Genomic DNA, 12,576 nt, shown 5'->3' with positions numbered 1-12,576 from the left:
TAAGCTCCAGCGACGCAATCTCGCTTGTGAATATATACTCGAGCGTAAGTTAAGCTCTCTAAGGGGACGAGGACTCCAGAAGAAATCTGGGTTTGGGAGGTGTTTTTGTCTGTAGTGGATACTTGCCAGAAGAAGGGATGAATTTTTACCAGTACCCGCTTAATTAGATTTCTAAATCCTTCTCTATGCCAGCATTGTCAACGCTAATGTTAGAACGTGCTCAATATCAGCCGGAGTAAACCGGATTTTGAGTAAGTTCTTCTGTAGCACAACCCATTCTACTTTCGAAAAAAGGAACAAAAACTTTATGGCTGAATATTTATTGCCGGACTTAGTTGTCCAATTGGACAACATTGAAACACCCACAAGCTTTCCCGAGGAAAAGGGCATAGTGCAGGTTGTTGTTACCAATCAAGGTGATAAACAGTTCAGTGAACCTCTAGACATTAACCTTTACGCATCTACCGACTCAGTCCTCGATTTACCCCTTAATGAGGGCAATCTGGAGGGTACAGATGAACTACTGGGTAGTTTGAACCGCCTGGTTAACTTAGCGCCGGGCGAATCTACAAGTTTCATCGTGAACTTTGCTGAAACTGAGTTCCGTACTGCCTCTGTTGTGGCACCGGGCTCTTACTATCTGCTTGCCGGAGTTGACCCAGGCTACACCATTGCTGAGAGCAATGAAGAAAACAACTTGACTAGCACGCACATTTCTGCGGATGGTACCGACACGGTTATTGATTGGAATGCAACGCTCTTAAATGCCATACAGGCTGATGGGACATTTGCACCACAAGCAGCACGTAACCAGGCGATAGTTCACACGGCAATCTATGACGCCGTCAACGCAATCGATCGGAGCCACAGTGCTTACTTTGTGAATGTAGATCCATCTGAAGCTGCAAATGCTTCGCCTGCGGCGGCTGCAGCCGCCGCAGCCCACCGCACGCTGGTAAATTTATACCCAGAACAAACAGCCACATTCGACCTACAGCTAAGCAGGTCGCTTGCGGAAATCCCCGATGGTCCATCGCAAAGTAAAGGTATTGCTTTAGGAAAATACGTCGCCGATCAAATACTGACCTTGCGGAATACGGATGGTGCGGCTAAGGCGGAGGGCTCTTACACGCCAGGAACTGAGCTAGGTGATTGGCGACCGACTCCTCCCAATTTTGCTCCAGCAATATCACCGCAATGGGGCCTAGTCACTCCCTTTGCTATACCCAAAGTCTCAGACTTCCGTCCGTCTGCTCCTCCGAAGTTGGATAGTGACTTGTATGCGGCAGATTTAAATGAAGTCAAGGCATTAGGTGATGCTAACAGCTCGATACGCACCTTAGACCAGACGGAAATTGCTAAATTCTGGTCCTTTGATCACACGAACAATATCGGGGTAACGGGTCTTTGGAACAAGATTGCGGAAGAAGTGGCCATAAAACAGGGCAATACGCTGGAAGAGAATGCCCGTTTGTTTGCGCTACTGAACATTGCACAGGCTGATGGAGGCATTGTTACTCTGGATACCAAGTACACGTACAATCAATGGCGACCGATTACCGCAATCAGAGAAGCTGACACTGACAGCAGGGAAGACACAGTTGCCGCTCCGGATTGGACACCCCTGCTACCAACCCCATCAGCGCCCGACTACCTATCGGGGCATTCTCTACAGGGTAGTGCATCAGCCGTAATTTTAACTTCTTTCTTCGGCGATGACTACAGTTTTACCACCACTTCACCAGAATTACCTGGTATTTCTCGCTCATACGATAACTTTTTCGAGGCAGCGGACGAGAATGCCCTCAGCCGCCTTTACGGGGGTGTTCATTATCGAACATCCAATGAACAAGGGTTAGCGACAGGTCTAGAAATTGGCAACTACATAGCTCAGAACATTTTATTACCGTCCAATGAACAAGAGCTGTCAACAGGTTTAGGCGATTATGTATCTCAGAGCATTTTGGGGTAGTAAGCATTAGATGGTTCTAAAAACTTCGATGTAGGCTTTGAGTTTCATTTACGCAAGTTCTAAATAGATGCGTCTGCAAGCAGTTCTGTTACAGACATAGCCTTGGGACGCAAATGTCTGTAAGGCGCTCACTTTTTGTGTAGCTCATGCAGCGATTCCAAATACTTTGGCGATTAACTTGGTCTGATTTTTAATATTTAGGATAGATATACAACGGGTTACCAATCCGTGAATTGGTGCCGATTCTCCGTCGAACTCAATGTGAGGAATATGAAAGTTTTCCTATTAGGAGCTACAGGTTATATGGGTAGCCCCGTTGCTGAAAAACTACACGCTGCCGGTCACAAGGTTCTGGGGCTGGCACGTTCCGACGTGGCCGCAGAGAAGTTGCAACACCAAGGTATCGAAGCGCATCGCGGCGACTTACTGGATAGCGTGAGCATTGCGGCTGGTGTGCGAATAGCTGATGCAGTCATCAATCTTGCAATGCTTGGCAGCAGCGGTGAAAACTTTGATGCCGATGTCGCGTTCCCGACAGATCAAGCAGCGGCAGAGACAATCATCGCCGCGTTGAACGGCTCGGGTAAGCCATTCATCCACACTAGTGGCGCGATGGTCGTCGCCGACTTAGCACATGGCAATGCAAACGAACAGGTTTTTGACGAAGATACACCGCTCAATCCGCCGGACTTCATGGTGCTGCGTGCCAAGACAGAGCATTTCGTGCTTGCCGCCGCTAAGCGTGGTGATACGCACAGCATCGTCCTGCGTCCTTCCCACGTTTATGGGCGTGGCGGCAGCTTTCTTGTGCCACAACTGCTGAAGTTTGCTTGCAAGTTAGGCGTTAGTGCTTACATCAATGAAGGTGCGAACAAGCTCTCAGTGGTGCATGTGGATGACCTTGCTGACTTGTACGTGCTGGCGCTTGAGCGTGCGCCCGTCGGCGAGATATATAACGCCGAAAGCTTTGAGGTGACAATGAAAGAGGTCGCCGTAGCCGTTAGTTACGCCGTCGGTCTAGGCGGCGCAACGCAAAGCTGGACGATGGAGGAAGCACGCGAGAAGTGGACGCCTGACTTTACACTGTTTGCAGCGACAAATGAGCGGATTACAGCAGCCAAGGCACGCAAGCAACTTGGGTGGAAGCCGCAGATGCTATCTCTTCTGAAAGATATTGAACATGGGTCATATCGTCAACTGGTCGGGTGAAAACAATAGATTTGAAACTTAAAGGAAAACTAGCACTCTTTACTGGTTTGACGCAAGGTATTAACAAGGCAATTGCTGTCGGTCTTGCTAGTAAAGGAGCGCACGTGATTGTCAATGGTCGCTCATAAGCGCGTGTAACAGCTAGGAATTACGCACTTTACAAATAAACCTACCTGTGCATTAACTTATCCTGTTTAAGATGAGAGTGATCGAGAATAAACTGAAGATTTGAAAATTGTTGTTCCAGAGCTTCGCGTAATCCGTTACCTCCATCAGCAACAGCATAAACTTGAGTTTTATCTATCAAGCCTTGGTCAAGGGCAGCATGATAGAGTTATTCAACAACTTCAAGATATTTACTCATGCCTTACACATATGTTCGTTGATCTTTATCATGCATTGTCCGAGCAAAAGCCACTCTAACTTCTCGCCAATCAATTTGACGTTTATATGGCTTGAGTTTTGGTTTTTTAGTGAATTCTCTAGATTGTTTTGGTTGTATTATTTGTATATGTATCCCCCATTCCGCACCCTAACTGTCACACATGAATAAGAGTCAGAAAAGGTAGTACATGAAAACTAAAAAAGAGTAGGTAACAATCAAGCAGCTGAGAATTACTAGCAATAGATATCCAAGAGAAGTTAGAGGAATATTTCCTAGCAAAGAGCGACCGTCCGTATATGCTCCGGACTAGACTCCGTCCAGTCTGCCTCTGACGAAGTCAGAAGAATCCAGCAAGCTGGATTGAGCATAGGGCGCGTTAGGCGATCGAGAAGCGATTACGGCTATACTGCCGTATCGGGAAACCTTGGGGAGGATTAATTCACGAAAATAAAAGAAATAGAAAATTTAAGTTTTCTCAAAAGAAATATAGAAAAATTGAGACAGAATTGGCGAGGAGAATTCTGTTGTTATGTTGAATGGCAAAGAAATGTCTATACGGAATATAGACCATTTGGGGATAGTTGCCGGGATAGTAGTGGCAAAAAGCTGGAGTTTGGAATCAAATCTGGGAACATCTCCAAGCGATTGCCTACGGCACGCTACGCGAACGAACAAGGAAAACTTGATTGGGAGTTCACTACGTTGATGGAACGGTCATACGCGCCCACCAGCATTCCGCAGCTGGAAAAAAGGGGGCGAAGAAGACGAAAAATTAGGGCGTTCTCGCGGTGGTTTCAGTACTAAAATACACATACGTTGTGAGGGAAAAGATAAACCAATAACTTTTATTCTCAGCCCAGGTCAAATGAAGCTATCATTTTTCAAAAATCTCATGTTTTACAATCGCACCTACAAAATATAAGTTAAATTACAAGCAAGTACAATACCTAAACGCAACAAGCGTAAGAATTGCAATTCCGACACTTGCATAAAACACGCTACTCATACCCCCAAAACTAAAGATTATACCCATAAGTAGCGGACCTAGGGTTTGCCCTAAACCGAAAAATGTCCCGTTTACAGATAAAATCGTAGCGAGATATTCTCTTGGTGCTAACTCCGCCAAAAGATTTTGAATACTAGGAAAACCAATACCTAGACCTATGCCCAAAATTGTGGTTGGGATTAAGAGTAACCAGACGTTCGGTACGAAGGGAACAATAAATAGAGCTAAAGCATACAAAATAAAAGATGCTCTAATTAAAATTGTGGTGCGAAAGTATCTGGCTAGTCTTCCTAGCTGAGAAGATGTAATTGTAATAGCTACCGATACACTAGAGAGAATCAATCCTATTGTAGAAGGCGGTGCTTTAAAAGTATCATTAATCAGCAGAGGCAAATAAGTTACATAGGCTCCATAGAGGAGAACGAAGCTAGCAGCAGTAGCAATAAAAATTCCAAAAAACTGACGATTTCTAAGAATCCTCAGAGCGTTTGTCAAGTACTCTTTTAGGTTTCGTTCTCCTCTCGGTTCCGGGTTTTTTAATGCCAATAACACCAGCAACCCAATAGGAATTGCTGTTATGGGCAGAATAAAGGGGTAATACCATCCCAATGTTGCGAGTGCGCCGCCAATAGTGGGATAAATTGCTGTGCCTATACTGTTGACACTCGCATTGTAACCTATAGCAGTGGTACGTTTGTCTCCCGTATACAAATCGCCAATTAAGGTAAAGCTGAGAGACAGCAAAGAAGCAGCACCCATTCCTTCCAGGAAACGCAGCAACAGCAAAAGGTTAAAATCACGCACAAAGGCGCAAGCTGTCCCAGCAAGACCAAATAAAAACAGTGAAGGAACGATAATTTTTTTCCTACCCAATCTATCTGCCAAGACACCAATAATAGGACCTAAAACAAGAGATGGAAATGTGAATACTGTAACCAATAATCCAATATTTTTTGGATGGACATTCAATGCTTGTGCTAACTTGGGAAAAGCCGGAGTAATGCTGGAAACTCCGAGAACTGCCATCAGAGAAACTGCACAAATAATTTTAAAATTTTTATCTAGGTACAGTTTTTTTTGCTTTGGCTGCTGGCTATCGGCACTTGCTGACTGCATAAATTTGCTCTTATAATGATGATTATGCGGTACCTAAGAAACAGCAAATAATTTAGGAATTGAAATTGGATGCTCGAACAAATAAAAATCTGGACTAAGCAAAGTGGTCAGCTGATTTTCTTGGCGTGCCCAGATTCCCAAGAAGTAGTATTGCTAATTTCCTGGGTGTGCGATCGCCGCCAGGATTGTAGCAGTGAAAAAAGTTCCTAAAGCAAGGCGATTGGAATTAATAAATAAAATGCGGCTGCATCGTTATCCACCTTCAAGCCAGGGGCTGTTGTGCGCCCATCACTACTACCCGTTAAGAATACGCTCGCTGAGTCCTCCTGGGCATTGCAATGATACTTCGTACAATTATTTAAACATACTTACACCTGGTTGAGGTATTTATGAATGAATTGAACTGCAATCGAACCCTCACCTACTGCAGAGGCAACCCGTTTGATAGATCCGTAACGGATATCTCCAGCCACGAAGATGCCGGGCACACTGGTTTCGAGCAAAAAGGGATCGCGACTGAGTGCCCAACCCTGTGGGCGCTGTCCGTTACGTATTAGGTCAGGCCCAGATAGAATATATCCTTGCTCGTCGCGCTCTACGATATCAGTCAAACAATCAGAACACGGCATTGCACCGATCAAGATGAAGAGTATAGTTGCGGGGACGGTTTGCGTTTCGTTAGTATGTTTATTAGCAATGGTAATAGCTTCTAGCTTGCTCTCACCTTTCACCTCAACTACGCTAGAGTGCAATTGCAACCTAATATTCTCTGTATTTTCAATCCGCTCGATTAAGTAATTAGCCATACTCTTAGCGAGAGAGTCGCCGCGTACTAGTATGGTAACGGTGTGGGCGTACTCAGAAAAGTACAGAGCAGCTTCACCTGCTGAGTTTCCTGCACCGATGATAAAGACCTCCTCATCACGGCAAGACGGAGCAGGCATGGCAACACCGTAGTACACTCCAGCCCCATTTAGTCTATCAACGCCGGGGATCTCGAGCTTGCGATAAGAGACGCCTGTTGCAATCACCAGTGTGTAACAACTGAGTTCAGTCCCATCTGCCAGGGTGACAAATCGATATGGGTTTTCGACACGAATACTACTGACCTTCTGCGGTGTGAGGATCTCCGTGCCAAAGCGTTTAGCTTGAGCAACCGCCCGCCAGGTTAAATCGCTACCTCTTAGACCGCTTGGGAAGCCCAAGTAGTTTTCAATACTGGGGCTGGTTCCTGCCTGCCCTCCAGGTGCTTCTCGTTCAATCAACACCGTACGTAGTCCTTCAGATGCACCATAGACTGCTGCTGCTAGACCTGCCGGACCAGCACCGACAATAACCAAGTCATAAAAAGGCTTTTCAGCGTGGATCTTTAGCCCGATTTTTTCAGCAATTTGGACATTTGTTGGTTCTATGAAATGAGAACCATCCGGAAAAAGTACTAAGGGCAGACTTAGGGTATCACAATTGGTGTATGAGACAGAGTATCGCGCTTCTTCATCAGTCTCAATGTCCAGCCATTGATATGGCACTTGATTTCGGGCTAAGAATTCTCTAATCTGTTGCGATTTGGGCGACCATCGACGTCCAATGACACGGATTCCTTCAAAAGATGGCAGGAAAGATTTTTGCCAGCTCTCAAGCAAATCGTTCAGCATAGGATACAAGTGCTCTTCTGGGGGATTCCAGGGCTTTAGCAAGTAGTAATCAAGTTTCACCCTGTTAATAGCACGCATACCTACATCGGAATCCGCATAAGCTGTAAGCAAAACCCGTTTAGCCTCTGGGAAGAGTTTTATGGTCTGTTCTAGAAACTCCACACCTGTCATCTGTGGCATTTGTTGGTCTACTAAGAAAAGTGCCACTGCTTGATTACGTAGTTTCAAATGTTTCAAGGCTTCAAGAGCCGTTGCACCCGAATTGGCTTGTAGCACCCGAAAGCGATCGCCATACTCGCGATGTAAGTCATGCACAACAGCCCTAAGTACTTCTGGGTCATCATCCACTGTCAACAGCACAGGCTTCGCCATAAAGCTCCTTATTTTATAACGAGTCTACTAACCAGACCTATAATTGCCAGTTCCAGGAGTTCCTACCCTTGATGTGTAGTTGGAGACTGGAGATAGTCAAGAGCACGGAACCCAGGTTAGTTTTACTGGCATATCGTTGAGTACTTTAGCTAGACTGCAATACGTGTTCCACCACTAATAATATTTTTAACCGTGTCGCTTTCTAGAAAAGTGTGAGGAAACCCTAAATCAATTTCGCTGAGGTTATCTAAATCCTTCATCTGTTCTGATGAAAGTATAAAATCCAAGCTCTTAAGATTATCTTCTAACTGCCTGACAGTACGTACACCTAGAATTGGGCTGACAATACCAGGTTTTTGGAGTAACCAATTTAATGCCACTTGTGCTGGAGAACGACCGATCTCTTGTGCAATTGTTTGAACTTTTTCACTAATAGTAACGTTTTTCTCAGTTAACATTCCCAAATTTTTTGTTAAACTCTTACGTGTACCTTCCGTCACTTCCTGTGATGTTCCATTGTTTGGATTAGCACCTAATTGATTGTTGCGACTGTACTTTCCAGTGAGAACTCCTCCAGCAAGTGGAGACCAAGGAAGGACACCAATATTAAATTCCTGGGCCATCGGTATCAAATCACGTTCAGCACCTCGTTCGACCAGGTTGTATTGAACTTGAAGGGCAATAAAAGATGTCCAACCTCTAAGCTCGGTAATGGTATTCGCTTGAGAAACTTTCCAAGCAGGAGCATCAGAAATCCCCAAATAAAGAACTTTTCCGGCTCTAACTAGATCGTCTAAAGCACGCATGACTTCTTCAATCGGGGTACGAAATTCCCACGCGTGTAACCAATAGAGATCTATGTAGTCTGTTTGTAGACGTTTAAGGCTTGCCTCCACGGATTGGACTATATTTTTCCGGTGATTTCCGCCTGCATTGGGATCTCCCTGACGCATATTGCTCGTGTATTTGCTTCCCAAAACAAACTGCTCTCGACGCGATTTAAGAAACTCTCCAAGAAAAGTTTCGCTTGTTCCATTTGTATAGTTGTTTGCAGTATCAATGAAATTGCCGCCTCGCTCGGCATACAAATCAAATACTTTTTGACTTTCTTCTTTATCAGATCCCCAACCCCAATCTTTACCAAAGGTCATAGTACCTAAACATAAAGGTGATACTCGCAGACCACTATTACCCAGTAAACGATAATGATTCAGTTCAGAAAATTTTTGGAGTTCCATATTTCTACCTTATACATAGTTGGATAGACGTTCGACCTAAGGATTTTTCCTGTTTCCAGAATGTCTTGATTGCGTTACGCGGTATAACTGCCATTGTCGGCACCATGCTGACAATGGCAATGGCAAGACGACAACAAAACGATTGCAAAACGCGATCGCTTTAGGGATAGGAGGTTCTGCCTACCGCTTCCACGAACATATACGTATCCGTGTACTGTTGCATATGCATGACCTTATCATCCTTGAGCCTCCAAATATGTGCGAAGGGCGCGTCTACCTTGATTCCGGTGGCCTTAGCCAGTCCTCGGTAATGACCGAGGGACACTACTGTATCGCCAACGTCCAGAAGTTCGTCCGGTTGAACACTCCAATCATCGAAATCGTTTAACAGGCGCGAGAAAAACTCGTAGAATACGGCATCATGACCAATGAAAGGACCACCATAAGGATAGTACTTGGCGAGATGCCACTCAAAATTTGGGTCTGTCAATGCACGGTTTGTCTGTTGATCTCCCCGTGCAATGGATTTGTACAATTCGCGGATAAGTTCTGCGTTTTGAGACATAGATGAAAATCCCGTAACTTGTTTATCTTTTTCAAGTCATCATCCGCGCCAAGGACAACATAAATGCAATTACGTACAGGATGTTGCCATTTCAGCGATTTTTCGGGCACTTCTTAAGTACGCTTTTTTGAATTGTACTTACACAGTTCACTAAGATTTTTGAGTAAACCACCATTCATCAAGTTTGGTAACAAGACCATCTTCGTTGAACTCGGCAATGAGAATTCCATCTTGAGATAAGAAGTTGCCTTTTTCCACATCTATTCCAATTGCTTGATATGATTCTGCAAGCTTACTGAGGTTAGACGGCCAATCTTTTTGAGGCATAACGGTATATTCAGCCCACCATTTACTAATGCCTTTGTTCCCTGTAACTGCCACAACTTCGTAACCAGCCCTACAATCTTTTTGAGTGAGTAAAACTTGGAAGTAATTGCGAATTCCCTCATGAGTCGGTCTTTGGGTAAATGGTGTGTCGGCAAACTTAGCGTCAGGAGTGAAGCCTGTCACGTAAAGTTCTGGGTCTTGGGTTACCCATCCCTTTACCCAATGCTCTTCCATAAATTTAATCAAATGTTGTAGTGTTTTTGTGTTAGTTTCTTGAGCAACAGTCATTTTTTCCTTCCTTATATTTTAGAACGTAAACATTGTCACCAGTTAAATTGGAAACGTCGAGTATGGAGCGAACCTTGGGTTCAAGCCATTGTTAACACTGCCCGAAAACGTGGTTTGCCAGCACGCACACGATCGAGGGCAAGTTGAACATCTTTGAGGGGGTGGGTTTCTATCAGTGGGCGAATGCCGTGGGCGGCAGCGAATTCCAGCATCTGGCGCATATCTTTGAGGGAGCCTGCAGGGTTACCCATCACCCTTCGACGACCATTAATTAGGAACAGCGAGGGCGGTAAGAGCAACTGTTCGTTATCTACAGCCAGTAATACTAGTGTTCCATCTGGGGCGAGAGCATTAACTGCCTCACTCATTAGTTTTGAAGAGTTGGCAGTTGCTAGGATCACCTCGGCACCACCCATCTGTTGTAGCTGTTGCACCCAGTCTTCATTAGCGGAGTCGATTACCTCATCCGCTCCCAGTTTTTCCTTAGCCAACTTGAGTTTGTCTGCGCCTCGGCTCACCGCAACAGTGTGTGCTCCAAGCGCATGGGCAAACTGAAGCGCTAAATGCCCAAGTCCCCCTACACCTAAAACAGCAACTCTCTGCCCCGGTTGGAAGTTCGTGTAATTGAAGGGGGTGAAGACAGTTATTCCTGCACAAAATAAAGGCGCTGCTTCCTCAAAAGATATAGCATCTGGAATCACCGTGACATCGCGGGCAGGAGCCTTAATATACTCCGCGTAACCCCCATTAAGGTTGATACCAGTAGTCTGTTGTTCGGGGCACAGAGTTGTTTCACCACGCACACAATAGCGGCAGTGACCACAGGTTCCTTGAGTCCAGGGAAGACCAACCCGGTTTCCAAGCTTGAGGTAATTAATTTGCTCACCAACCTGTTCAATCACTCCCACGACTTCGTGACCGGGAATTATCGGTACTTGAGAATATGGAGCAAAATCCCCATCTAGTAAGTGGACATCTGAACCGCAGATCCCGCAAGCGCGAACACGAATGAGAACTTCTTGGGGACTAATAGATGGTACTGGCAGGTCACGGATTTGGAGAAATTGATGATAATTTGGTAAGACAGCAGCTTTCATGCAAAGGATTTCCTTGAAATCACATTTTTGCAATATCCGTTGAATACTTGATGACTTTTCAAAATCTTGGCTTCAATCAATCATCCCACTAGCACTTTTACTTCCCTGGTGTAAAAGCAACAGGGAGAGCATTCAGAGCACGAATAGTAAAGCTCTTGCGCCACTCAAGTTCGTCTGTGTTTAACCTCAAATTGGGCAGCCTTTGAATCAGCGTGTTAATAGCAACCTGCGCCTGTAGACGCCCCAACTTTGCACCTATACAAAAATGGCGACCCCAGCCAAGAGAGAAGTGAAGAGAATAGCGGCGGGTGATGTCTAACCTGTCAGGATCGGGAAATCTTTCTGGATCTCGATTTGCTGCCCCATACAGGAGAAAGACGCGTTGTCCTTCTTGGATAGTCTTACCACCAATGTGCATATCTTCTGTCGCTGCTCGCATTATCCCAAGCAATGGAGCATCATAACGCAAAAATTCTTCTACAGCATCCTCAATGAGCAAAGGATTCTGTTTGAGCAGATCTAATTGGTCAGGATGACGCAACAAAGCAAGCACACCATTACCAATTAAGTTGGTTGCTTCATCATGACCTCCAATGTACATTTGAAAGAGGTTACCTAAAATCTCGTCTTCAGTGAGCTTAACTCCATTTTCCTCAACTGTTAGCATGGCGCTGATGAGGTCATTTTGAGGATTTTTGGCTCTTTCTCTTATACCAGCCCTTAAGTAATCTATTAATTGTCGTGCTGATGCATGACCGCGTTCGACAAGATCGGGCTTTGTAATTGGATCGAGCCCACGAAAAATATCAATTGACCACTGCTTGAGTATTTTGAGATCGTGACATGTTGTTCCCAAAACATCGCAGATTTGCGTAATGGTCAATGGAACGGCGTAATCAGCAATTACATCCATGCTTCCTACATCTTGAACTTGATCGAGCAGGGCATTTGCAAGTTCATTGATGCGGGGACGCATACTTTCTTGCCACTCAGGCGTAAAAGTTTTATATACCAACCTACGTGCCCGAGTGTGGTCAACACCATCCAGGAAGAGGATGCCTTTACTTTCAACCCACCACAAGGTATTACGCTGGTCTGCTTTGAGGAATTCTGGTATGACCTTACTACTGCTAAACCTTATATCATCTTCTTTGATCGTCAATACGTCTGCGTGGCGGAATATGAACCATGCTTGTATGACATCAGGGCTCCAATGTACTGGATCTTCAGCACGCATGCGGTGGTAGATCGGATAGGGATCGTTTCCTAATTGAAAGAGGTCACTGAATGAAGTTCCTGCCTGCAAAGGTAATGCTTCTGAGGCCACTGTTTGCGTCATAATTACC

General features: G+C 45.1%; 10 protein-coding genes and 1 pseudogene. 4 read left to right on the top strand and 7 right to left on the bottom strand.

Annotation, left to right across the window (positions count from 1 at the left end; translation table 11 throughout):
• The first annotated feature begins 307 nt into the window (after window positions 1-307).
• The 4 genes and pseudogenes from ACYRY3_RS43775 to ACYRY3_RS43760 all read left to right on the top strand — a co-directional run.
• A complete protein-coding gene (locus ACYRY3_RS43775) occupies window positions 308-1,972 on the top strand; it encodes a CARDB domain-containing protein (protein ID WP_460208109.1) in 1,665 nt (554 codons plus the stop codon).
• Window positions 1,973-2,242: 270 nt separating this feature from the next.
• Window positions 2,243-3,181: an NAD-dependent epimerase/dehydratase family protein gene (locus ACYRY3_RS43770; RefSeq protein WP_460208108.1), complete on the top strand. Its 939-nt coding sequence runs from the start codon at window positions 2,243-2,245 to the stop codon at window positions 3,179-3,181.
• Window positions 3,178-3,309, top strand: a complete 132-nt coding sequence (locus ACYRY3_RS43765; protein ID WP_460208107.1) for a hypothetical protein — start codon at window positions 3,178-3,180, stop codon at window positions 3,307-3,309. Before ACYRY3_RS43770 ends, ACYRY3_RS43765 begins: the two co-directional genes overlap by 4 nt.
• Before the next feature lie 1,002 nt (window positions 3,310-4,311).
• A pseudogene (locus ACYRY3_RS43760) lies at window positions 4,312-4,431 on the top strand (IS5/IS1182 family transposase); the annotation flags it as partial.
• Window positions 4,432-4,494: 63 nt separating this feature from the next.
• Here the strand turns inward: ACYRY3_RS43760 and ACYRY3_RS43755 are convergent.
• From ACYRY3_RS43755 to ACYRY3_RS43725, 7 genes are all read right to left on the bottom strand, one after another.
• Window positions 4,495-5,688, bottom strand: coding sequence for an MFS transporter (locus ACYRY3_RS43755; protein WP_460208106.1), 1,194 nt, complete (start codon window positions 5,686-5,688; stop codon window positions 4,495-4,497).
• Window positions 5,689-6,056: 368 nt separating this feature from the next.
• Window positions 6,057-7,715, bottom strand: coding sequence for an FAD-dependent oxidoreductase (locus ACYRY3_RS43750; RefSeq protein ID WP_460208104.1), 1,659 nt, complete (start codon window positions 7,713-7,715; stop codon window positions 6,057-6,059).
• A gap of 149 nt (window positions 7,716-7,864) precedes the next feature.
• A complete protein-coding gene (locus ACYRY3_RS43745; RefSeq protein ID WP_460208103.1) occupies window positions 7,865-8,953 on the bottom strand; it encodes an aldo/keto reductase in 1,089 nt (362 codons plus the stop codon).
• Between the two features lie 160 nt (window positions 8,954-9,113).
• Window positions 9,114-9,518 carry a nuclear transport factor 2 family protein gene (locus tag ACYRY3_RS43740; RefSeq protein WP_460208102.1) on the bottom strand — a complete coding sequence of 135 codons (405 nt, stop codon included), beginning with the start codon at window positions 9,516-9,518 and terminating at the stop codon, window positions 9,114-9,116.
• A 150-nt stretch (window positions 9,519-9,668) separates the two neighbouring features.
• Window positions 9,669-10,133, bottom strand: coding sequence for a nuclear transport factor 2 family protein (locus ACYRY3_RS43735; RefSeq protein WP_460208101.1), 465 nt, complete (start codon window positions 10,131-10,133; stop codon window positions 9,669-9,671).
• An 80-nt stretch (window positions 10,134-10,213) separates the two neighbouring features.
• Window positions 10,214-11,230, bottom strand: coding sequence for an alcohol dehydrogenase catalytic domain-containing protein (locus tag ACYRY3_RS43730; protein WP_460208100.1), 1,017 nt, complete (start codon window positions 11,228-11,230; stop codon window positions 10,214-10,216).
• 97 nt (window positions 11,231-11,327) lie between these two features.
• On the bottom strand, window positions 11,328-12,569 hold the full coding sequence (locus tag ACYRY3_RS43725; protein ID WP_460208099.1) for a cytochrome P450: 1,242 nt from the start codon (window positions 12,567-12,569) through the stop codon (window positions 11,328-11,330).
• Between the last annotated feature and the right edge of the window lie 7 nt (window positions 12,570-12,576).

The organism is Scytonema sp. NUACC21 (assembly GCF_054684315.1).
This window is presented reverse-complemented; position numbering and strand designations above follow the sequence as displayed.

Bases quoted from the DNA above. Each gene is read 5' to 3' on its own strand.
- ACYRY3_RS43740 (WP_460208102.1), bottom strand. From the start codon at position 9,518: ATGTCTCAAAACGCAGAACTTATCCGCGAATTGTACAAATCCATTGCA.
- ACYRY3_RS43735 (WP_460208101.1), bottom strand. From the start codon at position 10,133: ATGACTGTTGCTCAAGAAACTAACACAAAAACACTACAACATTTGATT.
- ACYRY3_RS43750 (WP_460208104.1), bottom strand. From the start codon at position 7,715: ATGGCGAAGCCTGTGCTGTTGACAGTGGATGATGACCCAGAAGTACTT.
- ACYRY3_RS43770 (WP_460208108.1), top strand. From the start codon at position 2,243: ATGAAAGTTTTCCTATTAGGAGCTACAGGTTATATGGGTAGCCCCGTT.
- ACYRY3_RS43725 (WP_460208099.1), bottom strand. From the start codon at position 12,569: ATGACGCAAACAGTGGCCTCAGAAGCATTACCTTTGCAGGCAGGAACT.
- ACYRY3_RS43775 (WP_460208109.1), top strand. From the start codon at position 308: ATGGCTGAATATTTATTGCCGGACTTAGTTGTCCAATTGGACAACATT.
- ACYRY3_RS43745 (WP_460208103.1), bottom strand. From the start codon at position 8,953: ATGGAACTCCAAAAATTTTCTGAACTGAATCATTATCGTTTACTGGGT.
- ACYRY3_RS43730 (WP_460208100.1), bottom strand. From the start codon at position 11,230: ATGAAAGCTGCTGTCTTACCAAATTATCATCAATTTCTCCAAATCCGT.
- ACYRY3_RS43755 (WP_460208106.1), bottom strand. From the start codon at position 5,688: ATGCAGTCAGCAAGTGCCGATAGCCAGCAGCCAAAGCAAAAAAAACTG.